The organism is Mycobacterium attenuatum (genome assembly GCF_900566085.1).
GTDB classification, from domain to species: Bacteria; Actinomycetota; Actinomycetes; order Mycobacteriales; family Mycobacteriaceae; genus Mycobacterium; species Mycobacterium attenuatum.
The window spans coordinates 61,465-85,124 of the sequence record NZ_UPHT01000044.1; the positions used below are offsets into that span (position 1 = coordinate 61,465).

At 66.5% G+C, this 23,660-nt stretch carries 20 protein-coding genes; 12 read left to right on the forward strand and 8 right to left on the reverse strand.

The window, feature by feature from the left end:
• Nucleotides 1-189: 189 nt before the first annotated feature.
• From EET13_RS06965 to EET13_RS06975, 3 genes are all read left to right on the forward strand, one after another.
• On the forward strand, nt 190-1,224 hold the full coding sequence (locus EET13_RS06965) for a DUF3152 domain-containing protein (protein ID WP_122441582.1): 1,035 nt from the start codon (nt 190-192) through the stop codon (nt 1,222-1,224).
• A gap of 221 nt (nt 1,225-1,445) precedes the next feature.
• Complete coding sequence (gene moeZ, locus EET13_RS06970; RefSeq protein ID WP_122441583.1) at nt 1,446-2,624, forward strand: adenylyltransferase/sulfurtransferase MoeZ; 1,179 nt, start codon at nt 1,446-1,448, stop codon at nt 2,622-2,624.
• Between the two features lie 104 nt (nt 2,625-2,728).
• Nucleotides 2,729-3,583, forward strand: a complete 855-nt coding sequence (locus tag EET13_RS06975; protein WP_168990702.1) for a TIGR02569 family protein — start codon at nt 2,729-2,731, stop codon at nt 3,581-3,583.
• Here EET13_RS06975 and EET13_RS06980 read toward each other — a convergent pair.
• The 3 genes from EET13_RS06980 to EET13_RS06990 all read right to left on the reverse strand — a co-directional run bounded on the left by EET13_RS06980 (nt 3,573) and on the right by EET13_RS06990 (nt 4,946).
• Nucleotides 3,573-3,887 carry an MGMT family protein gene (locus tag EET13_RS06980; protein WP_122441585.1) on the reverse strand — a complete coding sequence of 105 codons (315 nt, stop codon included), beginning with the start codon at nt 3,885-3,887 and terminating at the stop codon, nt 3,573-3,575. The genes EET13_RS06975 and EET13_RS06980 overlap by 11 nt on opposite strands.
• Nucleotides 3,875-4,675, reverse strand: coding sequence for an alpha/beta fold hydrolase (locus tag EET13_RS06985; RefSeq protein WP_122441586.1), 801 nt, complete (start codon nt 4,673-4,675; stop codon nt 3,875-3,877). The genes EET13_RS06980 and EET13_RS06985 overlap by 13 nt, the downstream gene beginning before the upstream one ends.
• Before the next feature lie 61 nt (nt 4,676-4,736).
• Complete coding sequence (locus tag EET13_RS06990) at nt 4,737-4,946, reverse strand: hypothetical protein (RefSeq protein ID WP_122441587.1); 210 nt, start codon at nt 4,944-4,946, stop codon at nt 4,737-4,739.
• 428 nt (nt 4,947-5,374) lie between these two features.
• Between EET13_RS06990 and EET13_RS06995 the strand changes: the two genes are divergently transcribed.
• From EET13_RS06995 to nudC, 6 genes are all read left to right on the forward strand, one after another.
• A complete protein-coding gene (locus EET13_RS06995) occupies nt 5,375-5,797 on the forward strand; it encodes an Hsp20/alpha crystallin family protein (RefSeq protein WP_122441588.1) in 423 nt (140 codons plus the stop codon).
• Between the two features lie 264 nt (nt 5,798-6,061).
• Complete coding sequence (locus tag EET13_RS07000; protein ID WP_122441589.1) at nt 6,062-6,376, forward strand: J domain-containing protein; 315 nt, start codon at nt 6,062-6,064, stop codon at nt 6,374-6,376.
• 231 nt (nt 6,377-6,607) lie between these two features.
• Nucleotides 6,608-9,766 (forward strand): ATP-dependent helicase, encoded by a 3,159-nt coding sequence (locus tag EET13_RS07005; RefSeq protein ID WP_244603800.1) that lies wholly within the window; start codon nt 6,608-6,610, stop codon nt 9,764-9,766.
• On the forward strand, nt 9,763-13,047 hold the full coding sequence (locus EET13_RS07010; RefSeq protein WP_244603801.1) for an ATP-dependent helicase: 3,285 nt from the start codon (nt 9,763-9,765) through the stop codon (nt 13,045-13,047). The genes EET13_RS07005 and EET13_RS07010 overlap by 4 nt, the downstream gene beginning before the upstream one ends.
• Nucleotides 13,048-13,108: 61 nt before the next feature.
• Nucleotides 13,109-14,176, forward strand: coding sequence for a potassium channel family protein (locus EET13_RS07015; RefSeq protein WP_122441592.1), 1,068 nt, complete (start codon nt 13,109-13,111; stop codon nt 14,174-14,176).
• A gap of 99 nt (nt 14,177-14,275) precedes the next feature.
• Entirely contained in the window at nt 14,276-15,259 is a 984-nt protein-coding gene (nudC, locus tag EET13_RS07020; RefSeq protein WP_122441593.1) for an NAD(+) diphosphatase, read from the forward strand.
• A 13-nt stretch (nt 15,260-15,272) separates the two neighbouring features.
• Here the strand turns inward: nudC and EET13_RS07025 are convergent, their stop codons facing one another.
• Nucleotides 15,273-15,995: a sensor domain-containing protein gene (locus EET13_RS07025; RefSeq protein ID WP_122441594.1), complete on the reverse strand. Its 723-nt coding sequence runs from the start codon at nt 15,993-15,995 to the stop codon at nt 15,273-15,275.
• Nucleotides 15,996-16,187: 192 nt separating this feature from the next.
• Nucleotides 16,188-16,442: a mycoredoxin Mrx1 gene (gene mrx1 / locus EET13_RS07030; RefSeq protein ID WP_083028515.1), complete on the reverse strand. Its 255-nt coding sequence runs from the start codon at nt 16,440-16,442 to the stop codon at nt 16,188-16,190.
• Nucleotides 16,443-16,559: 117 nt separating this feature from the next.
• Here mrx1 and EET13_RS07035 point away from each other — a divergent pair, with 117 nt between their 5' ends.
• Together EET13_RS07035 and EET13_RS07040 are read left to right on the forward strand one after the other, a co-directional pair.
• Nucleotides 16,560-18,659, forward strand: a complete 2,100-nt coding sequence (locus tag EET13_RS07035; RefSeq protein WP_211186372.1) for an ATP-dependent DNA helicase UvrD2 — start codon at nt 16,560-16,562, stop codon at nt 18,657-18,659.
• Between the two features lie 412 nt (nt 18,660-19,071).
• Nucleotides 19,072-19,335 (forward strand): WhiB family transcriptional regulator, encoded by a 264-nt coding sequence (locus EET13_RS07040; protein ID WP_122441614.1) that lies wholly within the window; start codon nt 19,072-19,074, stop codon nt 19,333-19,335.
• 174 nt (nt 19,336-19,509) lie between these two features.
• Here the strand turns inward: EET13_RS07040 and EET13_RS07045 are convergent, their stop codons facing one another.
• Nucleotides 19,510-20,853 (reverse strand): macrolide-binding ATPase MABP-1, encoded by a 1,344-nt coding sequence (locus tag EET13_RS07045; protein ID WP_122441596.1) that lies wholly within the window; start codon nt 20,851-20,853, stop codon nt 19,510-19,512.
• 264 nt (nt 20,854-21,117) lie between these two features.
• Between EET13_RS07045 and EET13_RS07055 the strand changes: the two genes are divergently transcribed.
• The gene (locus tag EET13_RS07055) at nt 21,118-21,291 is read left to right on the forward strand and encodes a hypothetical protein (protein ID WP_122441598.1); all 174 of its coding nucleotides are present in this window, start codon (nt 21,118-21,120) and stop codon (nt 21,289-21,291) included.
• Nucleotides 21,292-21,309: 18 nt separating this feature from the next.
• On the opposite strand, the gene EET13_RS07060 is transcribed toward EET13_RS07055, so the two are convergent.
• Both EET13_RS07060 and EET13_RS07065 read right to left on the reverse strand, forming a co-directional pair.
• Nucleotides 21,310-22,161, reverse strand: a complete 852-nt coding sequence (locus EET13_RS07060) for a TOMM precursor leader peptide-binding protein (RefSeq protein ID WP_211189033.1) — start codon at nt 22,159-22,161, stop codon at nt 21,310-21,312.
• A 37-nt stretch (nt 22,162-22,198) separates the two neighbouring features.
• Nucleotides 22,199-23,572: a zinc-dependent metalloprotease gene (locus tag EET13_RS07065; RefSeq protein WP_122441599.1), complete on the reverse strand. Its 1,374-nt coding sequence runs from the start codon at nt 23,570-23,572 to the stop codon at nt 22,199-22,201.
• Nucleotides 23,573-23,660: the final 88 nt, after the last annotated feature.

Below are 23,660 nucleotides of genomic sequence, written 5' to 3' on the forward strand. Positions count from 1 at the left end.
CCTCAATCTGGTCGCGCTGATTCGCGGGCAACTTGCCATCCCCGCGCCCGCACGGTTTATCGCAAGACATTACTACCGAGGCGGGCGCCAATCGGAACTAACGCCGTCGACGCTGGTTGCGCAGCGTCTGGCGGCAGATTCGGGCGCGCCAGGAGTGGCAGTCACGGCCGACTGTGCCATCCTGGGGAAATGACGTCCACCCGCCCGCCCGGCAGCACCGCTCGGGTGCCGGTGCTGCGGGAGCCGTGGCGTGAACCGCTGCGGGCCCAGCGTGACCCACTCGGTCAGGGTGCCGGACGGCCTCGAGCTGACCGCGACCGGCCACGCCAATGGCGCAAACAATCCTGGCTGGGGCGGTTCGTGTCGACCTACGGCTGGCGCGCGTATGCGCTGCCGATCCTGGTCGTGCTCACCGCTGTGGTGGTGTATCAAACGGTGACGGGGACGGCGTCGCCGAAGTCGGCGGTGGCCGCTACCATTCACGACCCGCCCTCCATCGGTTCGGTGGGGACCTCGATCATCGACACCCCGCCGCGCGGGCTGGTCGCATTCGATGCCAATTTGCCGGCCGGGACACTGCCGGACGGTGGCCCCTTCACCGAAGCGGGCGAAAAGTCGTGGCGCGTGGTTTCGGGGACGACGCCGCAGGTGGGGCAGGGTAGGGCAAAGGTGTTCCGGTACACCGTCGAGATCGAGAACGGGCTGGATCCCACGATGTACGGCGGCGACACCGCGTTCGCCCAGATGATTGACCAGACGCTGGCCAATCCCAAGGGCTGGACCCACGATCCGCAATTCGCGTTCGTGCGCATCGACGGGACCGACAACGCAAAGCCCGATTTCCGCGTTTCGTTGGTGTCGCCGCTGACCGTTCGGGAAGGCTGCGGTTACGAGTTTCGGCTCGAAACATCTTGCTACAACCCATCATTCGGCGCGGACCGGCAAGCGCGTGTTTTCATCAACGAGGCTCGTTGGGTGCGAGGAGCCGTCCCGTTCGAAGGAGATGTCGGGTCTTACCGGCAGTACGTGATCAACCACGAAGTCGGCCATGCAATCGGGTACCTGCGTCACGAGCCGTGTGACAAGCAGGGCGGCCTGGCTCCGGTGATGATGCAGCAGACGTTCTCCACGTCCGATGACGATGCGGCAAAGTTCGACCCCGAGTGGGTGAAGGCGGACGGCAAGAGTTGCCGATTCAATCCCTGGCCGTACCCCATCGCTTGACCGCCGCCCATGCTGGCTTCGGACATGAAACGTCATCGCAGCGCGCCGGCGATGTCGATGCGGACTCCGGGAAACAACAACGCCGGTCTCGGTGTTGACCTCATTGCCGTCGATTCGGACAGCTGCTGTGATGGGTCCCAGACGTGGAGACGAGGCCCAGACCGTTCAGGCACAACCTGCCTGCACAAACCGAATCGCAAGGATGACCGAGGAGATGTTCGGTGTCGACATCGCTGCCGCCACTAGTTGAGCCCGCACCAGCGCTGAGCCGTGAAGAGGTGGCCCGATACAGTCGCCATCTCATCATTCCCGACCTCGGCGTCGACGGGCAGAAGAGACTCAAGAACGCGCGCGTACTGGTAATCGGCGCCGGCGGGCTCGGATCACCGACGCTGCTTTATCTGGCTGCCGCCGGTGTGGGCACCATCGGCATCATCGACTTCGACGTCGTCGACGAATCCAACCTGCAGCGCCAGATCATTCATGGCGTTGCCGACATAGGACGGTCCAAGGCCCAGTCGGCACGTGACTCGATCGTCGCGATCAATCCGTTGATCGACGTGCAACTGCACGAGTACCGGCTCGAGCCCGGCAACGCCGTCGACCTGTTCAGGCAGTACGACCTGATCCTGGACGGCACCGACAACTTTGCCACCCGCTATCTGGTCAACGACGCCGCGATCCTGGCTGGCAAACCATACGTGTGGGGTTCCATCTACCGTTTCGAGGGCCAGGTTTCGGTGTTCTGGGAGGATGCGCCCAACGGGGTTGGGCTCAACTACCGCGACCTGTACCCGGAGCCGCCGCCGCCCGGCATGGTTCCGTCCTGCGCAGAGGGTGGCGTGTTGGGCATCATCTGCGCGTCGATCGCGTCGGTGATGGGAACAGAAGCGATCAAGCTGATCACCGGGCTCGGGGAGACGCTTTTGGGCCGGTTGATGATCTACGACGCGCTGGAGATGACCTATCGCACGATCAAGATCCGCAAGGATTCGTCGACGCCCAAGATCACCGAACTGGTCGACTACGAGCAGTTCTGCGGCGTGGTTTCCGACGACGCCGCGCACGCGGTCAGCGGATCGACGATCACCCCGCGGGAATTGCGCGCGCTGATGGACTCCGGTAAGAAACTGGCGCTGATCGACGTCCGCGAGCCCGTGGAGTGGGACATCGTGCACATCGATGGCGCGACACTGATTCCGCAGTCGTCCATCAAATCGGGCGAGGGTTTGGCCAAGCTGCCCCAGGACCGGATGCCGGTGCTTTACTGCAAGACGGGTGTGCGTTCCGCGGAGGCGTTGGCCGCGCTGAAGAAGGCGGGTTTCTCGGATGCGGTCCACTTGCAGGGCGGCATCGTGGCCTGGGCCAGGCAAATGCAGCCCGACATGGTGATGTACTGAGCCGGATACACCCGCTACACCTGATGATCTCTACTGTGGTGGATTTGTCGGGCTCCGCAGCGGGTCGTGTCGACCCGCAGCATCGCCCTATTAGGCTGACGCGTGTGAATGTCGAGCCACCGCCCGAGCACGTGCTGGCGGCGTTTGGTTTGACCGGTGTGCAGCCCGCCTCGCTGGGGTCCAGCTGGGAAGGCGGGTGGCGGTGCGGCGAAGTCGTGTTGTCGATGGTGGCCGACCACGCCCGCGCGGCTTGGTCGGCCCGAGTGCGTGAAACATTGTTTGTCGACGGGGTCCGCCTGGCCCGCCCGGTTCGCTCGACCGACGGCCGGTACGTGGTTTCCGGCTGGCGGGCAGACACTTTCGTCGCCGGCACTCCGGAGCCGCGCCACGATGAAGTTGTCTCGGCGGCGGTGCGCCTGCACGAAGCCACCAGCAAGCTCGAACGGCCACGTTTCCTGACCCAGGGGCCCACGACGCCATGGGCGGAAATCGATGTCTTCATCGCCGCCGATCGTGCGGCGTGGGAGGAGCGGCCTTTACAGTCCATTCCGCCCGGCGCTTGGTCGTCCCCGTCGACGGCCGATGGCGAGCGATCGATCGATCTGATCAATCAGCTTGCCACCCTGCGTAAGCCGACCAGGAGCCCCAACCAGGTAGTGCACGGGGACCTTTACGGCACGGTGTTGTTTGTGGGAGCTGCGGCGCCGGGGATCACCGACATCACGCCCTACTGGCGGCCCGCGTCGTGGGCGGCCGGGGTGGTCGTCGTCGATGCGCTGTCGTGGGGAGAAGCCGACGACGGACTTGTCGAGCGGTGGAGCGCTTTACCGGAATGGCCGCAGATGTTATTGCGCGCGTTGATGTTTCGGTTGGCGGTGCATGCCCTTCACCCGCGCTCGACTGCCGACGCATTTCCCGGTCTGGCCCGGACCGCAGCGCTGGTCCGCCTCATGCTCTGAAAGCCCGCGGGAACTCGTGGCGCACCTGGGCCAGTGCGACCTTGCCGTCGGTGCTGAGGACACCCTCGGCGCGCAACAATTCCAATTGCCGCGAGGTCAGATGCCGCGCCGGGCGCCCGGAGGCGGTGATCACCCGGTGCCAGGGCAAATCCGCGGAGTCGGTCCGCATGATCCAGCCGACGATGCGCGGACTGGAAAGTCCAGCTACATCGGCGATGTCACCATAGGTCGCAACCTTGCCGGGCGGTATGGCGGCAACCAACGCGCGCACCCGCTCGATCTGCTCGTCGGTCACCGGTGCCATGGCGAGGGCGTTCCCAGGTGTTGTCGGATCAGCGCAGCGACCTCGGTCGGCTTGGCGTGGGGCACCATGTGGTCACACTCGAAGTCGAGCAAGGCAAAGTCGGGTCCCGATCTTCTCCGGAGTTTCGTGACAAGGTCATCACTGACGTACGGGGGCGACGTCCGGGTTGCGCGCACCAGCGTCGTCGGCATTCCAGCCGGCGGCAGCACGATGTCGCGGGCCAACTCACTCCAATACGACATCATGGCGGGCAGGCAGACGCGCCAGCCGTACCGTCCGTTGGGCAGCCTGACCAGATGTTCGCGGAGATCTGCGTCGAGGACCTCGGGTTGCACGTCCGCCCATGAGCCGGTCGCCTTCTCCTGGCGGGCTTCTCCGGGGTCCGGGTAGTCGGGGGAGGAGGCCATCGCCTCGGCGATGTCGCGCATCCACCCGCCGTTCAAGCCCACCGCCGGGTCGAGCAGCAGCAGGGCGGCTACCAGGTCGGGGCGAGCTGCCGCCAGATGCAACGCAACAGCGCCGCCGAACGAATGTCCAACGACCACCACCGCGCGGCCGCTGTCGTCGTCGAGCAGGGTGCTCAGCGCCGAGACGTTGGCCTCGATGGTCCACGGCGCGGCCCATGACGACCTGCCGTGACCAATCAGATCGGGGGCGGCAACGGTGATTTCGGGCAGGTACCCGGCCAAGTGCTGCCAGCGCTGGCCGTGTCCGGTCAATCCGTGAAGTGCCAGCATCTGTACCGGGCCGGGCGGACCATAGCGGTTCACGTGGAGGTCGGCGGTCACGTGTCGATGGTGCCAGGCCGGATCGTTGCCGGTCGTCGAAGGGCGCTCGGTGCGACGGCGGCTAGCGGTCGAGGTCCGAGTCGTCGTCCGACAGCGGCACGACGTAGGCCTGATCGATCACGTCGGCCTCGTTGGCTTCGCGGTCCGCGGCGTCGCTCAGGTAGGCGGTGTCCAACCCCGCTTCGTCGTCGAAATCGACGGGGCGGTGTTGCTCTGCCGCGTCCGCTTCGGGAACCTGATCCTGCGGCCCTGATGCGTCGGCATTGCCCATAATCGATACTCCTGCCGTAGCTCTCCGGCGGCTAGCCGGTCTCGTTGGCCTGCAGCCTGGCCTGCGGTCTGGTGGTGTCGCACTGCCGCTGGGCGTTGGCGGCCGCTGGCTGCGATTCCCAGAACTTCCCGATCAGCCGTTCAAGACCACTGGCGACCGGTTACCTGCATTGTGCCACCCACCCGACGGGTCACTTCGCCGCCCCGTTGATTCGGGCCATCTCAGGCGCGCGGCACTGGGTGGTCTGATCCGGCCGCCGCCGGATTGGCCGCCGCCGAAATACGGTGTACACCAGGGTAATCGAGACGAGATGCGGACTCTGAATCGCCGAAAAAAATGGCCGGAATGCTTGCACTTGACCGGCTGAGGTGGTAGATAAAAACCTGTGACCATCAACATAGATAATCGTTGCGATTAGGAGGCGAAATATGATGTTGATGCGTTCAGATCCCTTCCGTGCGCTCGACCGTTGGGCCGAGCAGGCGCTGGGTACGCCGGCGCGCCCGGCCGTCATGCCGATGGATGCCTGGCGAGAGGAAGGCCAGTTCATCGTCGAATTCGACCTGCCGGGGGTAGACCCGGATTCACTCGACCTCGACGTCGAACGCAACGTGCTCACGGTGCGTGCGGAGCGCCCTGATGTCACTCGCGAGCGCGAGATGGTTTCTGCCGAGCGACCGCGCGGCGTCTTCAGTCGGCAGCTGTTCCTGGGTGACACTCTCGACACCGACAGAATCGAGGCCGGCTACCACGATGGCGTGTTGCGCCTGACGATTCCGATCGCGGAGAAGGCCAAACCGCGTCGTATCGAGATCAGCCACAACGGTGAGCGCACGCCGATCAATGCCTGACGGCGCTCGTTGCCGCCAATGTCGCAATGGATCTCGACGAGGAGGTGATGACGCCGGATTGACATCTGTGTGACGCTTGCGGCCCTCCGTGCCGTCCGTCCCCACAATCGACGCGCGACTGAGTCCGTAACCGCAGCGCATTGCCACCCATCCTGGTTGAGGTGAGGCTGTGCGGAGGGAGCCGGTAGAAGTGGGCGTGCCCGAACGGCGCGCCCACTTCCAGCAGCAACCCGCCGTCACTCACGAAAGGTGCGGTGCTACTCCATGATTGATCCGTACGCAATCCTCGGCGTGCAGCCGACGGCAACACCGACCGAAATCACCCATGCATACCGTCGCCAATTGCGGCGGTGTCACCCGGACATGCGGTCGGGCCAATCGAACCCGGGTGCCGACCAACGGCTGCGACAGGTTCTGGCGGCCTACCGGTTGCTGCGTGACCCGCAGCTGCGTCACGACTACGACCGCGCTGCCGGCGTGAAGCAACGCCAGCTGTCGACTCGAATCCCAGTCAACCGCAAGGACTCTGCACACGATGGTGCCCCATTGTGGGCGGGGCCGGTCCGCTGGCAGCCGTGACGAATTCGGCGTGACGAATTCGACGTGACCAACAACGGTTGCCTGCCGCCGGCAACTTCGGGCCGGTAGCCGTTGTTGGCTAGGCTGCGGCCGGGGCATTGCCGTTCTGCACCGCGTACTGAGGGCACTGGCCACTGGGGCGGGTCGCCGCCGTAGATGCACGCTCGACCGGGTAGCCTGCACCCGCTCGTGCAACCCGCGGTTGTCAGACCCTCATGGTTGCATGCGGCTGTGTCATTCAAGTCATTCAACTGGGCTACCGAGGCACATGAGCTTCTTGCGCCCGGATCGCGCGGCCTGGTCCGTATCCTGGGCGGCCCGGGGACCGGTAAAAGCAGCCTGCTGGTCGAGGCCGCCGTTGCGCATATCGCCGCGGGTGCTCATCCGGAATCGGTTCTGCTGCTTACCGGTTCAGGTCGGCTCGGGATAGCTGCCCGCAGCGAGTTGACGACGGCGTTGCTGCGGTCGAGCAGTGTTTCCGGCCGGTCCGCGGTCCGTGAGCCGCTGGTTCGCACCGTGCACAGCTACGCCTATGCCCTGCTGCGGCGGAACGCCGAACGTACCGGAGAGGCGCCGCCGCGGCTGCTCACCAGCGCCGAACAGGATGCGATCATCCGGGAGTTGCTCGCCGGCGATGTCGAGGACGCAGCGGCCTCCCAATCCGCCTGGCCACGGCATCTGTGGCCGGCGCTGAGCACCGCCGGATTCGCCACCGAGTTGCGGAATCTATTGGCGCGCTGCTCCGAACGTGGTGTAGACCCGTTGGATCTGGAGCGGCTGGGTCGTCGCTGCGACCGCCCCGAATGGAGCGCCGCCGGCCGCTTCGCCCGCCAGTACGAGCAGGTGATGTTGCTGCGCTCGGCGGTCGGCGGCGCGGCGCCACAAGCGACGGCACGCACGGTTGGGGCCGCTGAACTTGTCGGTGCAGCGTTGGAGGCGTTGGTGGTCGATCCGGGCCTGCTGGCCGCCGAGCGAGCCCGCGTCCGGCTGCTGCTTGTCGACGATGCGCAGCAACTCGATCCGCAGGCGGCCCGGTTGGTTCGAGTGCTGGCCGCGGGCGCCGAACGCGCGGTGGTCGCCGGTGACCCGAACCAGGCCGTGTTCGGTTTCCGGGGCGGCGAGCCCGCCGGCTTATTGGGCCGTGCTGGCGAAGGGGGCCGCTCGGTGACCTTGACGGTGTCGCATCGCTGTGCGCCCGCGGTGGCGCGCACCGTCAGCGGCGTCGCCCGGCGACTGCCCGGCGGCAGTGCCGGAAAACATATGGAGGGCACCGGAACGCAGGACGGCTCGGTTTCGGTGCGGCTCGCCGCGTCAGCGCATGCGGAAGCGGCGATGATCGCCGATACGCTGCGCCGCGCGCACGTGATCGATGGTGTGCCGTGGTCGCAGATGGCGGTGATCGTCAGGTCGGTGCCGCGGGCCGCCGCGCGATTGCCCCGTGCGCTGGCCGCTGCCGGAGTCCCGGTGGCGATACCCGCGATTGGCGGGTCCTTGGCGGCGGAACCCGCAGCGGCCGGGCTGCTCACGGTCTTGGCCGCGACGGCTGACGGGCTCGACGGTGACCGGGCATTGGCATTGCTCACCGGGCCCATCGGCCGGGTTGACCCGGTCGCACTCCGCCAGCTGCGCCGGACGCTGCAGCGCGGGCGGGCCGACGGTTCACCGGCTGATTTCGCTGACCAGCTAGTGCAGGCACTTGCTCCGGAAGCTGAATCGCACCAGTCGCTGCCGGGGTCGCAGGCTGGGGCGGTCCGGCGAGTGCGTGCCGTGCTCGCCGCGGCCGCGCGCTGCCACCGTCAGGGTCAGGATTCGCGATACACGCTGTGGGCGGCCTGGCATCGCTCAGGCCTGCAAAGCCGCTGGCTCACGGCCAGCGAGCGCGGCGGCCCGGCGGGTGTCCAAGCCACCCGGGATCTGGAAGCCGTGACCGCGTTGTTTGACATCACCGACCAGTACGTCTCCCGAACCGCGGGTGCGTCGCTGCGCGGACTCATCGAGCATGTCGCGGCCCTGCAGCTGCCGCCCGTCAACAGCGAGCCGGCGGTACCGCAAGAACAGGTACGGGTGCTCAGCGCGCACGCCGCCCTGGGACACGAATGGGATCTGGTGGTCATCGCCGGTTTGCAAGAAGGGCTGTGGCCCAACACAATCCCGCGTGGTGGCGTCTTAGCCACACAGCGGCTGCTCGATGAACTCGACGGCATCACCCAGGACGCTTCCGCCCGAGCGCCGCTGCTGGCCGAGGAACGTCGGCTGCTGGTGGCCGCGATGGGCCGGGCCCGGCACCGGCTGCTGGTGACGGCCGTCGACAACGACGCCGGCAGCGGAGGACAGGAGCCGGCACTGCCCTCGGCATTCTTTTCCGAGATCGCCCGTTGGGCGGACGACGGTGAATCCATTGCGGTGCAGCCGGAGCCGGCCCCGCGTGTCCTGTCGGCCACGGCGCTGGTGGGCCGCTTGCGGGCTGTGGTGTGCGCACCTGACGGAGCGGTCGAAGACACCGTTCGGTCATGTGCGGCAACGCAATTGGCGCGGTTAGCCAGGGCCGGCGTGCCGGGGGCCGACCCGTCGAGTTGGCACGGCCTGGTCCCGGTCAGCACCAGTGAACCGCTCTACGGCAGTGGTGACGTTGTCACGTTGACGCCGTCGACGCTGCAGCAGCTCAGTGAGTGCCCCCTGCGGTGGCTGACCGAACGCCACGGGGGAACCAATCCCCGTGAGCTGCGATCCGTCGTCGGTTCGGTGCTGCATGCGCTGATTGCCGAGCCGGGCAAGAGCGAAACTCAACTGCTGGCCGAACTCGACCGGGCCTGGCAACGGCTGCCCTTCGATGCGCGGTGGTATTCGTCCAATGAACTCGCCCGCCACCGGGCGATGATCCAGTCGTTTGTCGAGTGGCGAGCCCGGACCCGCAGCCAGCTGACCGAGGTCGGTGTCGAGATCGAGGTGGACGGCGTTCTGCAGACCCGCAGAGACGATGGCGGACAGATTCGCCTGCGCGGCCGCGTCGATCGGCTCGAACGCGACGGCGCCGGGCGGCTGGTGATCGTCGATATCAAGACCGGCAAGACGCCGGTCAGCAAAGACGACGCCCAACAGCATGCGCAGCTGTCGATGTACCAGCTGGCGGTCGCCGAAGGCATGGTGCCCGCAGGCGATGAGCCCGGCGGTGCCCGTCTGGTCTATCCCGGCAAGAGCGGGGCCGCTGGCGCCACTGAGCGCGAGCAGGATCCGTTGACCCCGGCCGCCCGCGTTCAATGGCACAGCTTGGTCCGGGCGGCTGCCGAGGCGATGGCCGGACCGCAGTTCGTCGCCCGGCGCAACGACAGTTGCTCCAACTGCCCGGTCCGGCCGTTTTGCCCCGCGCACGACGACAGGTCGCCGCTGTGACGAAGGACCGCTACAGTCCGGCCGAATTAGCTTGCGCCCTAGGGCTTCTCCCGCCCACGGACGAGCAGTCGGCCGTAATCGCAGCGCCGCCGGGCCCCCTGGTGGTCATCGCTGGAGCCGGAGCCGGCAAGACCGAGACGATGGCGTCCCGGGTGGTGTGGTTGGTTGCCAACGGCTACGCCGAGCCGGGCCAGGTGCTGGGATTGACGTTCACCCGCAAGGCCGCCGGGCAACTGCTGCGTCGCGTCCGGTCTCGGCTGGCGCGGTTGGCCGGGCTCGAAACCGGCCTGGTGGCATGCGAATCCGCGGGTACGCCGGTGGTCAGCACATATCACGCATTCGCCGGCTCGTTACTCCGCGACTACGGCTTGCTGCTACCACTCGAGCCCGATACCCGGCTGCTCACCGAGACCGAGCTGTGGCAGCTCGCGTTCGAGGTGGTCAACGGATATCCCGGCGAGTTGGCTACCCACAAGAGCCCGGCTTCGGTCACCGCGATGGTGCTGCGGTTGTGGGGCCAGCTCGCCGAGCACCTGGTGGACACCGAGCAGCTCCGCGACACCCACCTCGAGCTAGAACGATTGGTGCACACCCTGACGGCGGGCCCGTATCAGCGCGACCGCGGCCCGAGCCAGTGGTTACTACGGATGCTGGCCACCCAGAACGAGCGCGCCCAGTTGGTGCCGTTGCTGGATGCGTTGCAGGAGCGCATGCGGGCCGGGAAGGTGATGGACTTCGGGATGCAGATGGCGTCTGCTGCACGGCTGGCGGCGTCGTTCCCGCACGTTGGTCGCGAACTGCGAAACCAATTCCGGGTGGTGTTGCTCGACGAGTATCAGGATACGGGCCACTCCCAGCGGGTCGCCTTGTCGTCGCTGTTCGGTGGCGGGATCGATGATCGGCTGGCGCTGACGGCCGTCGGGGACCCGATTCAGTCGATCTACGGCTGGCGCGGTGCCTCGGCGACGAACCTGCCGCGCTTCACCACTGACTTCCCCCTGTCGGACGGCACACCTGCACCGATCCTGGAGCTGCGGACCAGTTGGCGTAACCCGCCGCGAGCGCTGCACCTGGCAAACGCCATTTCCGCGGAGGCACGCCGGCGATCGGTCGCGGTGCGTGCACTGCGCGCACGCCCGGACGCCCCGCCCGGGATGGTTTATTGTGCGCTGCTGCCCGACGTGCAGGCCGAGCGTGACTGGATCGCCGACCACCTCCACGATCACTACCTGCGGGCTCGGTCCGACGGGGTCGCGCCGCCGACTGCCGCTGTGCTCGTGCGTCGTAACGCTGATGCCGCACCGATCGCCGATGCATTGCGTTCGCGCGGAATCCCGGTCGAAGTGGTGGGGCTGGCCGGTCTGTTGTCCATTGCGGAGGTCGCCGGCGTGGTGGCGATGCTGCGTCTGGTGGCCGAGCCGACTGCTGGAGCCGCTGCGATGCAGGTGTTGACCGGTCCGCGATGGCGGCTCGGTGGCCGAGACCTCGCCGCGCTGTGGCGGCGCGCGCTGATGCTCGCGGGCGGCGCGAAGTCCGGCGAACCGTCGCCGGAGTCGATCGCGGCAGCGGCCGGTACGGACACCGGCACCCCATGTCTGGCCGACGCAATCACTGACCCCGGTCCGGCCGACTCGTACTCGGTGGTGGGGTACCGGCGCATTGTTGCGCTGGCCGGTGAACTCAACGCGTTGCGGGCACAACTTGACCATTGCCTGCCCGACCTGGTTGCCGAGGTGCGCCGCGTGCTGGGTGCCGATTGCGAGGCGCGCGCCACATCGGCCGCTACTGCGGAGTGGTCCGGCACTGAGCATCTCGATGCTTTCGCGGACGTGGTAGCCAACTACGCCGAGCGGGCTACGTCGTCGAACGCAGACGGGCCGGCAAAGGCGTCGGTGGCTGATCTGCTCGCCTACCTGGACGTGGCGGCGGACGTGGAAAACGGTTTGCCCCCCGCGCAGCCGGCGGTTGCGCGCGACAGGGTGCAGGTGCTCACCGTGCACGCAGCAAAGGGCTTGGAGTGGCAGGTGGTGGCGGTCGCGCACCTGTCTGGTGGAGTTTTCCCGTCGACCGCATCGCGGAGCACCTGGTTGACCGACCCCGGCGAGCTACCGCCGCTACTGCGCGGCGACCGTGCCTCGGCCGGGGCGCTCGGCATCCCGGTCCTGGACACCTCGGCGGTGACTAATCGAAAACAGTTGTCGGACAGTATCTCTGAGCATCGCGGTCAGCTCGATCAGCGACGTGTCGACGAGGAGCGCCGCTTGCTGTATGTGGCTGTCACTCGTGCTGAGAACACCCTGCTGATATCGGGTCATCACTGGGGCGCTACCGGGGTCAAGCCGTGTGGGCCATCGGAGTTCCTCTGTGAAGTCAAAGACATCCTTGACCACTCGGTCGCGGCCGGCGATCCGTGCGGGATTGTGGACCAGTGGGCCCCCGCACCGGCGGAAGGCGAACGGAACCCGTTGCGGGACAAGGTGGTCCAAGCCGTCTGGCCGGCTGAGCCGCTGGGCGCGCGGTGTCGTGATGTCGAACGCGGGGCCACGCTGGTGGCGGAGGCAGCCGCGGGCCAAACGATCGACGCCGGGGACGCTGACCCCGAGGGGTGGGTTAATGACGTCGATGCGCTACTGACTGAACGTGCGCGGGCGATGCAACCGCGGGCATGCGTGCTGCCGCGCCAGTTGTCGGTCAGCGGTCTGGTGGAGCTGGGCCGTGATCCTGTCAAGGCGCGGCAGCGGCTTGCTCATCGGCTACCGGCGCGCCCGGACCCACAAGCCTTGCTGGGCAATGCATTTCACTCCTGGGTTCAGCAGTTCTACGGAGCCGAATTGCTGTTCGATCTCGGGGACCTTCCCGGCGCCGCCGATTCCGACATGAGCAACACCGAGGAGCTCGCCGAACTGCGGGCGGCGTTTGCCGGATCGCCATGGGCTGCTCGCACACCGATTGCGGTCGAGGTGCCGTTCGAAATGCCGATCGGCGGCACCGTGGTTCGTGGCCGCATAGATGCGGTGTTCGCCGACGCCGACGGCGGTACCACCGTGGTCGACTGGAAGACCGGTGAGCCGCCGCGCGGGCCGGAAGCCAGGCGCCACGCTGCCGTGCAGTTAGCCGTCTATCGGCTGGCCTGGGCAGCCCTATGCGGGTGCCCGGAGTCGTCGGTGCGCACCGCCTTCTACTACGTCCGCACTGGTATCACCGTGGTTCCCGATGAGTTGCCCAGTGCTGCGGCACTGGCCGGACTGCTGGCCGACTCCGCTCTCCGTTGCGACAGCTGATCGTGGTTACATGTTTCTCGTGCCTGTGTCGTGCTCTGGGATCAGCCGATGACGGATTTCCGTGGCAAAAGGTAGTTGGCGGCTGAGGCGTCTTGACGAGCGGTTGACCGTCCAGCCCAGTTACGCACTCGTCGGGGTGTTGCGCATTCCTCAGGGCCGGGCCAGCCCCGCGCGTATCATTGCGCGCCGCGTGGCTATTGCCTTGGCAGCGTTATTCATCGGCGCCATCACCGTTTACGTCGATCGCGACGGATACCACGACTCGCAGGGCGACCAACTGACGTTCTTGGACTGCCTGTACTACTCGGCGGTGACCCTGTCGACGACCGGCTATGGCGACATCACACCTATCTCCGAATTCGCGCGCGCGACGAATGTCTTGATCATCACCCCGCTGCGCATCGCGTTCCTGATCCTGTTGGTCGGAACGACGCTCGAAGTGGTCACCGAGACGTCCCGCCAAGCACTGAAGATCCAGCGTTGGAGGAACAGAGTGCGCAACCACACCGTCGTCATCGGCTACGGGACCAAAGGCAAAACGGCGATCACCGCGATGCTCGGCGACGAGGTGGTCCCCGGTGAGATCGTCGTCGTCGACACCGACCGGGCCGCCCTTGACCGCGCCGCGGCGGCGGGCTTGGTCACCGTACACGGCGACGCCACCAAATCCGACGTACTGCGATTGGCCGGCGCTCAGCATGCGGCTGCGATCATCGTTGCTGCGAGCCGCGACGACACTGCGGCGTTGGTGACCCTGACCGCCCGCGAGATTTCGCCCAAGGCCAAGATCGTGGCTTCTATCCGGGAGGCCGAAAACCAGCATCTGCTTGAGCAATCGGGGGCGGACTCGGTGGTGGTGTCCTCCGAGACCGCCGGCCGATTGCTGGGGCTCGCCACCACCACACCCAGCGTCGTGCAGATGATCGAGGATCTGTTGACACCCGACACGGGGCTGGCCATTGCAGAACGCGAGGTGGAGTCGAGCGAAGTCGGCGGGTCTCCAAGGCATCTGAAGGACATCGTGCTCGGCGTGGTCCGCAACGGACAACTATTACGTATCGGGACACCTGAAGTAGATGCCATCGAGGCCAACGACCGTCTGCTCTACGTCCGCAACACGGGGCACTAATGGCGATCGCGAGCGCGGCGGAGCCGGGCGTGGCGGGTCGCCATGTGGTGGGTTGCGTGGCGATCGCGAGCGCGGCGGAGCCGGGCGTGGCGGGTCGCGATGTGGTGGGTTGCGTGGCGATCGCGAGCGCGGCGGAGCCGGGCGCGAGGGCCTAGCGTGGACTTTCGGCTGCGGGACGTTCCGTTTCTATCGCGTATCGGCGCCGACCGCGCTGACCACGTGCGGACCGATGTCGAGGCGGCAGCTGGCGGTTGGGCCGACGCGGCGCTATTGCGGGTCGATCCGCGCAATCAGGTGTTGGTTGCAGACGGCCGCGTGGTGTTGGGTCGGGCCGCCGCGCTGGGCGACAAGCCGCCGCCTGAGGCGGTATTCCTGGGTCGCATCGCGGGTGATCGCCATTTGTGGGCGATCAGAGCCGCGCTGGAACCACCCGAGCAGCAGGGGGTTAACGCCGAGGTCGGGGACCTGCGCAGGCTCGGTCAGATCATCGATGACACCAGCAGCCAGTTGGTGTCCTCGGCAACGGCGTTGCTGAACTGGCATGACAGCGCGCGCTTCAGTCCGGCCGACGGCAGCCCGACGAAACCGGCCAGGGCCGGATGGTCGCGCGTCAACCTGATCACCGGTCACGAGGAGTTCCCCCGAATCGACCCCGCGGTGATCTGCCTGGTGCACGACGGCGGTGAGCGCGCGGTGCTGGCCCGCCAGGCGGCATGGCCGCCGCGGATGTTCTCGCTGCTGGCGGGATTCGTCGAGGCGGGCGAATCCTTCGAGGGGTGCGTGGTGCGCGAGATCCGTGAGGAAATCGGTCTGACCGTGCGCGATGTCCGTTACCTGGGCAGCCAGCCCTGGCCGTTCCCGCGTTCGCTGATGGTGGGCTTTCATGCCGTGGCCGACCCGGATCAATGCTTTTCATTTCACGACGGCGAGATCGCCGAGGCTGGCTGGTTCATCCGCGACGAAGTGCGCGCGGCACTGGATGCGGGCGACTGGACCACCGCAACGGAGTCGCAGTTGCGGCTGCCGGGGTCAATCTCGATCGCCCGCACAATCATCGAAGCCTGGGCGGCAGCACGAGACTGAACCGCGCTATCGGCTACTTGACTCGGTCGCAGATCGCGTCAAGCACCGTAGCGGCGATCCGTTCAGCTGGTTCGATGCCTAAAACGCCGACAGAAATCAACACCGTATTTTTTGCGCGATACAGGTGACTCCAGCCAGCGTCGGTGATCCTCAGCGTGCTGGCGTCCGGCTTGTCCACGGTGAAGGTGTACTTGGGGTCGTGCAATGCCATGCACGCGTTCAGCGAGGTTTCGAGCTGCTCGAGCGCTGCGCGCGCCGCATGCGCATCCGGGTAGATGGCGACGGCCTGACTGACGGAATCGACCATCACCATGCCGCCGGGGTCAATGTCGTCGGTCACCCCGCTGTAGCCCGCACTTCGGAACTCTGTCCAGCCGCCGGCGAAAGTGAGGTCACTGGTGCCGGCCGCCCTGCAGGGACCCGGCGCGTTCAGGTCACCCGGCGGCGGACGACGCAAGTCCGCGTGTGAATGCGCGGTCAATTCCTCGTAATTGGCGATGCGCCGTACCTCTTCGACACTGATGATCAGCGCATCGGCACCCGACGCGGGCGCCGTGGTGCTCGGCTTAGCTGACGTGCCTTTGTGCGAACACGCCGTAATCACCAATAGCGCTGTGCAGACGATGAAGACCGACTTGCCCGTGCCTGCCAACGCGGCGCGAAGAACTGACGCTTGCCGCTTCAGCCGGAGCGCCAGATACGTCACGCTCGCGCGGGTTGAGCCGGTTGGCCTCATCGTTGATAGCCATTTTCTGCGGACCACCGTCCGCGGTCGGTGTTGGCGCTATGGTGCCGGCGGATGATGCCGGTAGGTCGACGCCGTGACTCTTATCGTACGGGCGACTGGACCTGTTGTTGGGCACCAATGCTCGGGCGAACGGCCGTGTCTGGGCACGCCGTCCGAATCGATGGCCGACACCGGGCGGCCTTAGCCGCCGACTTCGGCCAGTTTGGCTTTGACCACGTTGGCGCTCGGGTTGGTCAGCGTCGACCCGTCGGCAAACTTGACCGTCGGGACCGTTCTGTTGCCTCCGTTGACCGAGGCGACAAACTCAGCAGCCGCGCCGTCTTGTTCGATGTCGACCTCGTCATAGGAGATCCCCGCTGTCTTGAGCGCCGTCTTGAGCCGGAAACAGTAGCCACACCATGTCGTCGTGTAGATGGTGAGCGCAGCGTTGGTCATAGCTGGTAAACGTAGCCCGACGACCGTGCTCGTGTCGGAGCGGGCCGGGGTGACGTGTAGCGCCGGGCGGCGCTGCGCCACACCGCCTTGTCGGCCGCTGCTGCCAAGATGGACGCTATGCCGATGGTCGCAGACGCACTGACCGGCGCACTGGACGACGAGCAGCGCCAAGCCGTATTGGCTCCTCGCGGACCGGTCTGTGTGCTTGCCGGAGCCGGAACCGGGAAGACACGCACCATCACGCACCGGATCGCCCATCTGGTCAGCAGTGGTCATGTCGCCGCCGGACAAGTGCTGGCGGTGACGTTTACTCAGCGCGCGGCGGGGGAGATGCGCAGCCGGTTGCGTGCGCTGGGCGCTTCCTTGCAGATCGGTTCGGGTGTCGGCGCTGTGCAGGCGCTGACCTTTCACGCGGCGGCGCATCGCCAGTTGCGGTATTTCTGGCCGCGCGTGGTTGGTGACATCGGCTGGCAGTTGCTGGACAGCAAATTCGCCGTCGTGGCGCGCGCGGCCAGCCGCGCCAGGGTCCAGGCCAGCACTGATGACGTCCGGGATCTCGCTAGCGAGATCGAGTGGGCCAAAGCCTCGCTGATCGGTCCCGAGGATTACCCGACCGCGGTGGCGGCCGCGCGCCGCGACACCCCGTTGGACGCCGCGCACATCGCTGCGGTCTATTCCGAATACGAATCCGTCAAAGCCCGCGACGACAGCGTCACTCTGCTCGATTTCGATGACCTGCTGCTGCACACCGCGGCCGCTATCGAAAACGACACCGCGGTGGCCGAGGAGTTCCGCGATCGCTACCGATGCTTCGTTGTCGACGAATACCAGGACGTCACACCGTTGCAGCAGCGGGTCTTGTCGGCTTGGCTGGGGGGGCGCGACGATCTGACCGTCGTCGGCGACGCCAATCAGACCATCTACTCGTTCACCGGCGCCTCGCCGCGCTTCCTGCTCGACTTCTCGCGCAGGTTTCCGGACGCCACGGTAGTGCGCCTGGAGCGTGACTACCGGTCCACCCCGCAGGTCGTGTCGCTGGCCAATCGGGTGATCGAAGCCGCCCGGGGCCGGGTCGCGGGAAGCAAGTTGCGGTTGTCTGGCCAACGTGAGCCCGGTCCTGCCCCCTCGTTCCACGAGTATCCCGATGAGCCCGCCGAGGCTGCCGCGGTGACGGCTTCGATCGCCCGGCTGATCGAATCCGGCACGGCGCCTTCCGAAATCGCCATTCTGTATCGCGTCAACGCGCAGTCGGAGGTCTACGAGGAAGCGTTGACCGCGGCGGGCATCGCCTATCAGGTTCGCGGTGGCGCGGGCTTCTTCGACCGTCAGGAGATCAAGCAGGCGTTGGTGGCGCTGCAGCGTGCCGCTGAACGCGGTTCCGACGCGGCGTTGCCCGACATGGTTCGCGGCGTTCTGGAACCGCTGGGATTGACAGCAGACGAGCCTGTGGGCGCCCGCGCCCGGGAACGTTGGGAGGGGCTGACCGCGTTGGCGCAACTGGTCGACGACGAGGTGGCGCAGCGTCCGCACTTGCAGCTTCCGGCACTGCTAGCGGAGCTTCGGGCCCGGGCCGACGCGCGGCATCCGCCGGTGGTTCAGGGTGTCACGCTCGCCTCACTGCATGCGGCCAAGGGCCTGGAGTGGGACGCGGTGTTTCTGGTCGGGTTGGCCGACGGCACCTTGCCCATCTCGCATGCGCTCGCACACGGCCCCGACAGTGAGCCGGTCGAGGAAGAGCGTCGCCTGCTCTACGTCGGAATCACCAGAGCGCGTGTGCATTTGTCCCTCAGCTGGGCGCTGGCTCGGGCGCCGGGCGGCCGCCAGAGCCGTAAGCCGTCGCGCTTCCTCAACGGCATTGCGCCGCAGACGCGTGCCGATCCGGGACCGAGCAAATCCCGGCGCAACCGCGCCGCCTCCCGGTGCCGGGTCTGCAACAAGGAGCTGAGTACGCCGGCCGCCGTCATGCTGCGGCGCTGCGAAACGTGTGCCGGAGACGTCGACGAGGAGTTGCTGCTGCAGCTCAAGTCCTGGCGGCTCAACGTCGCCAAGGAACAGAACGTGCCGGCTTACATCGTCTTCAGCGACAACACACTTGTGGCGATCGCCGAGCTGCTTCCCGACAGCGACGAGGCGCTCATTGCCATACCGGGTATCGGCGCCCGAAAGCTGGAACAGTACGGAGCCGACGTGCTCGACATGGTCAGACAGGCCCGCTGAGCAACAAACTCGCAGGTCAAAAATCGGTTGTGATCGACCGCTGGGACCGATTACCCTCGAAACGCATCTGCTGCTGGTGCTGCCGGCTGCCAATTGAGCGACACGAAAGGAGGGTAGCCACGATGCTGAACATGAAAGCGTGCGGTTTGCGCGTGGCTATCCAGGCGCCAAACGCCGGAGCCGGCCATGCCGCCGCACCGGCGGCAGCGGCTAAGCACCGCGTCACCGCCGCGACTGACGCGTCCGTGGATCGGAGCCCAACGTAGGTACTGCGTAGCGCTCCAGATTTGTCGAATGGCCACGGACCGAAGTCATCAGGATCCGTGGCCATAGTTTTGGGTCAACCTCCCTCACCTGGTCCGGATCACCTCCGAAACACAGCCCCAAGACCAGGAAGCAGGTGAGCCAAGACATGTCAGCACTGACAGTCCCCGCAACCAGGCTGCCGGCGTTGCCATGCCATGTGGGTAATCCCGACCTCTGGTTCGCCGACACGCCAGCAGATCTCGAGCGCGCCAAGACGCTGTGCGCCGGCTGTCCGGTCCGGCGTCAATGCTTGGCGGCCGCGCTGGAACGTGCTGAGCCGTGGGGCGTCTGGGGCGGCGAGATATTTGAGCGAGGCGCGATCGTCAGTCGCAAGCGTCCGCGGGGTCGCCCCCGCAAGGCCGCTGCCTAGGACCTAGGTGACGAAGGCCCAGCTCGTCGAGACGGTGATTTCGTGGATTCGCACCGCGACACCGCATTCTCGATGAGCTGGGCACGGTCTTGTGGAGGCATCTGGGTACTGTTCGGGCAAGCCGTAAGCCCGCCGCTGACCATGTCTGTGCCGCCTACCCGGCAGCACGGTTTGTCAGACGGCAGCCGTATCGGGCTCGGCGAAGCCGGGAATCAGCTCTTCGGTCAGTGACTTGATTGGCACATGCGCGTTCAGCTGGCAAAGGATGGCGGCCACCGATGCGATGACCCGCATCGGAATGGCCAGCTTGGCCGGCAGGTCCATTTGACGCGCCACCTTAATCTGCGCGACCGACCGGTCAAACTGACTTACGGTCATGCGCTGCAACCACTTTCGGGTGTAGTGGAAGAGGTCCACTTCGACGGGTTCGACGTACTGGCGCAGCATCTCGTCGATCTCGCGAACCGAGACCTGCTGTCCCCGCTGGATGAACCCGGCCTTCTCCATGGTCGGCAACAGCAGGTCGTAATTCTTGTCCCGGGCCAGTCGGATGGTCATCCCGAGTTCGATGGGATAGCCGCCGGGCAGCGGTGCCACGGCGCCGAAGTCGATGACACCCATGCGATCGTCGGGCAGCAGCATGAAGTTTCCCGGGTGGGCGTCACCGTGCAGCATGCCGAGTCGGCGCGGGGCGTCGAAGGTGAGTTCTATGAGTCGGGTTCCGATCAGGTCACGCTGCTCCTGGGTGCCGCTGCGGATGATCTCCGACATTGGAACCCCGTCGATCCACTCCTGGATCACCACCTTTGGTGCGCTGGCCACCACCCGCGGCACCGCAAAGTGTGGATGGCCGTGGTAGGCCTTGGCGAAAGCGCGCTGGTTGTCGGCCTCCAACCGGTAGTCGAGCTCCATCTCGGTGCGTTCGATCAGTTCATCGACAACACCTTGCACGTCCGCGCCCGGGGAGAGCTGTTTGAGCACACCGACCATGCGCTGCATGGTCTTCAGATCGGCTCGCAGGGCCTCGTCGGCGCCGGGGTACTGGATCTTGACGGCGACTTCGCGGCCGTCGGACCACACCGCTTTGTGCACCTGCCCGATACTGGCCGAGGCAACCGGGGTGTCGTCGAACGAACTGAACCGCTCCCGCCACTTCGTGCCCAACTGGGCATCGAGCACGCGGTGGACCTTGGCCGCGGGCAGGGGCGGGGCGTCCTTTTGCAACTTGGTCAGCGCATCGCGATAGGGCTCACCGAACTGTTCGGGAATGGCCGCTTCCATCACCGACAACGCCTGGCCGACTTTCATCGCCCCGCCCTTGAGCTCGCCCAGGACGGTGAACAACTGGTTTGCAGCCTTCTCCATCAGCTCGGCGTTGACCTCGTCTTTCGACTTGCCGGTCAGCCGTTTGCCGAAGCCAAGAGCCGCCCGGCCGGCCATGCCGACCGGAATACTGGCCAGCTTGGCGTTGCGCGCGGCTCGGCCGCGTTTGATGTCTGACACACACCCATCATCCATGACGGTTGCTGCAACCGGGTATTGATCTGGTGTCAACCGCCGTGTGTGCACGCCGGGCACGGGCCGCCGAATACCGCACCGACGATCCCCACCGCGCTGATCGGTCCCGGCCGGGCACCGCCAAACGACATCGACGAATCATACTGCTGCCGCGCGTGCTCGCCTCGATTTTCACCAGGTCGCCGCACGCGCTATGTAGTCTCTTGCTCGTCGCAATGGTGTGACGCATCGATCTCCACGTCCGGAGGGTGGACCGCTAAAGCCATGGCAGCAAAACAAACGCAGCACGACGCCGCCGACGCCTTATTCAGGGCGATCATCGAGACGCTGGACAAGCACCGCAAAGACGGCACGCTGACCGAAGGCGTACTCGATGATCTGTCCAGGGCCTATGCTGCGGTCTCCACGAACGTCCCGGAGCAGGGCCGGCTCGGGTAGGCGCAGTCGAGACCGGCGTCAGCAAGAACACATGGGATGCCGGGTCCACTGGCGTGCCACGATGGAGCCGGCGTTGAGGTCGAATTCCAGCGTGGCGTTGAGGGCCGACGGCGGATCGTGGTCGGTTTGTTCACCGCGGACAGCGGCCATTACCCGGTTGACCTGGCTGAGGGCCAGCGCGGCTGTCGCCAATAACGTCGCTCGGTCGGCCATGCCGACGGTGCCACGCAGTTGGGCAGCGATTGCCGGCCATGCGCGGTCCAGGTCGCTGCGGTGCAGGTCCGCGCAGCGCAGGCAGCTGGTGACCCCCGGGATTACCAGCGGTCCGACCAGGCCGGTGCCGTCACGAACCCGAACGAGGAGGTGCGGAATGCCCTCGTTGTGCATATCGCGCACCAACCGCGGATCGGCCACCAGGTAGTCGGATAACACCACCAAGTCCACCATGTCGGCGCTCACCGCAGCATGCGGCTGACTGCTCTGCCCGACCCGCGCCCCGGAGCAGCGCAAGGCCTGCATCAGCAGGTCTGACAATGGTCCGCAACCGTGGATCCGGATGGACGCGGCGCGGCCTGAGCAACCTCGCTGTCCGCGGGTCGCGACGCCGGCGTCAACCAATTGCCTGACGAGGCTGGCGACCTCCTCGCCGTCCAGCAATCCCTGGCTGAGGGCTTGACGCTGCAACTCGGTTATCGGCGTCGGTGTGTGCATGGACCGCAGCAGCGCGGCCGCCGAGGCAGCGGTCAGCCCGCCTGGCGGATGTACCAGCACGGCTCGACGCGGATCCCAGCCCACTTGCACCGCACCGTCTGGCCGCAGGAGTACCGGCATCGCCGGATCAAGCGAATACAAGGTGGGAGCGGCCGGCATGAGCACACACTGTGCCACCCCGGGCGCGGATAGCGGTTCAGTTATCCACAGGCCCTTGTCCGGAGCCTTCCGGACCGCCGCTATCGCGGTCGAGTTCGGCGATCGCCTCGTCGATACCGCTGGTGTCACCTCCGATGACCTGGTCGATGAAAGCGGCCGGGTCGTCCAGATCATCGGCGGCGGGCAACAGGTCAGGGTGTTGCCACACCGCGTCCCGGGCGTCCACACCGGCGGCCTGGGTCAGACGCTCCCACAGCGCGCCGGCCTCCCGCAGTTTGCGCGGTCGCAGTTCCAACCCGACGAGGGTCGCGAAGGTCTGCTCGGCGGGACCGCCGCTGGCCCGGCGGCGACGCAGCGTCTCACTGAGGGCGGCGGTACCCGGAATGCGCTCGCCGAGGGCGTCGGTCACCACCGTCTGGACCCAGCCCTCGATCAAGGCGAGCAGCGTCTCGAGGCGCTCGAGTGCTTGGAGCTGGGTCGGGGTCGCCTTGGGCTCGAATACTCCCTCGCTGAGCAACTGTTCCATGGCTGCGGGATCGGTCAGCGATGCCGGATTGAAGTCGCGGGCCAGCTCTTCGATGCCGGTCATGTCGATCTTCATGCCCTTGGCGTAGGCCTCGACAGCGCCCAGCAGCTGGCCTGCCAGCCAGGGAACGTGACCGAACAGGCGATGATGGGCGGCTTCACGGGCAGCCAGGAAGGTCAGAATCGCGCTGCGCGGCTGCTCGAGGCCGGACGAAAAGTCCTCGACGGCAGCGGGCAGGATGGCGGCCACACCCTGAGGCCCCAGGGGCAACCCGATGTCGGTCGACGTCAGCACTTCCTGCGACAACCGGCCGAGTGCTTGGCCCAGCTGCGAACCGAACGCGATGCCGCCCATCTGCGACATCACCGTGAGCAGCGGGCCGGCCATGCTCTTGGCCTCCTCCGGCAGCGACGACGCCCACACCGTCGAGATTTGCTCCGCCATCGGGTCGCACAGCCGCTTCCAGACGTCGAGGGTGTTGTCGACCCAGTCGGTGGGACTCCAGCCGACCGCCCTGGTAGTGCCCGCGGGCAGGGAGGTGGCCCCGTCGAGCCACGTCTCCGCAAGGTGCACCGCGTCGGCGATGGCGGAGTTGGTGGCCTCGGGGATGGGCGCCGTGAAACCGACCGAGCTGGCGGCCACTTGGCGGGCCAAGGCGTAATTGACCGGCCCGGCGCTCTGGCCCGCGGTCATCGCGCTGCCGACACCGCCGAACATCTCCCCCAAGCGGGTGAAGATCTGACCCAGGTCGGCCATGGCGAAATCCCCGCTGATGCCGAAGGGGCCCAGCGGATTCGGACCCGAGCCGGGATCGGGATCGTTCTTCGCGCGCTTGTCGCGATCGGGGTCGTCTCCAGAGGAGAAGCCGAAAGGCAGGTCAGCCATACGTCAACGGTACCCATCGGGGACGCAGAAAGCGTCATCCGCCGTCACGCTCGCAGCTGAACCGGTCTCGTCAGGGTCGGTCTAGTCT